Genomic DNA, 1,072 nt, shown 5'->3' with positions numbered 1-1,072 from the left:
GCACCCGCGCCTTCGGCCGGCACGAGGGTGAGAAGCGCTGGCCGTTGTCGGTGCTCAACACCGTGCTAGGCGGCGGCCTGAGTTCGCGGCTGTTCCAGCGCATTCGGGAGGAGCGTGGGCTGGCGTACTCGGTGTACTCCAGTGTCGACACCTTCGCCGACACCGGCGCGTTCTCGGTGTACCTGGGCTGCCAGCCCGAAAACCTCGGTCGCGTAGCCGCTCTGGCGCACGGCGTGCTCGAGGAGGTGGCGGCCGACGGCATCACCGACGCCGAATGCGCTCGCGCCAAGGGTTCGCTGCGCGGGGGACTGGTGCTGGGGCTCGAGGACTCCGGATCGCGGATGAACCGCATCGGGCGGTCGGAGCTCAGCTACGGCAATCACCGCAGTGTGTCCGAAACCCTCGCTCGCATCGACGAAGTCACCACCGAGGAGGTGTCCTCGATCGCGACGAGCCTGCTGGCGCGACCGTTCGGGGCGGCGGTGGCCGGACCGTACCGGCGCACCCGCGACCTGCCCGCATCCGTGCGGAATCTGGTCGGCTGAAATACTTACTCGGCGGTAATCTCCAGCCGCCGGTGAGGTATGCCCGTTTGTGGCTATGATCACCTCGCCGGAATGGGAGGGGTCGTGGTCGAACCAGGTGAGAACTTCGCCGGGTATGTCATCGAACGTGAGCTCGGACGCGGCGGGATGGGTGCCGTGTACCTGGCACGCCATCCACGCCTGCCGCGTTGGATCGCACTGAAGCTGTTGAACGCGGAGTACCACGGCGACAGCGAGACTCACGCTCGATTCGAACGCGAGGCCGACCTCGCGGCCCGGCTGAATCACCCCGGTGTGGTCACCGTCTACGACCGCGGCGTCGAGGACGGGCGACTGTGGATCGCCATGCAGTACGTCGACGGCATCGAAGCCGAATCGGTCACCGACATGACCGCCGAGCGTGCCGTCGAGATCGTCGCCGCCACCGCCGACGCCCTCGACTACGCGCACCGGGTCGGCGTGCTGCATCGAGATGTCAAGCCCGCCAACATCATGCTGGCGCGCGAGACCCGCGAACAGCAGGCGGG

2 protein-coding genes are annotated in these 1,072 nt (G+C 67.7%); both read left to right on the top strand.

Translation table 11 applies throughout. The features are described from left to right. A partial coding sequence (locus ACIRS4_RS38875) for a M16 family metallopeptidase (protein ID WP_404205098.1) occupies nt 1-545 on the top strand: 545 nt, incomplete at its 5' end. An 84-nt stretch (nt 546-629) separates the two neighbouring features. Next, the coding region (locus tag ACIRS4_RS38870; protein ID WP_404205096.1) for a serine/threonine-protein kinase at nt 630-1,072 on the top strand (443 nt) is incomplete at its 3' end.

Source organism: Streptomyces sp. NPDC101166, from assembly GCF_044768125.1.
GTDB lineage: Bacteria > Actinomycetota > Actinomycetes > Streptomycetales > Streptomycetaceae > Streptomyces.
This window is presented reverse-complemented; position numbering and strand designations above follow the sequence as displayed.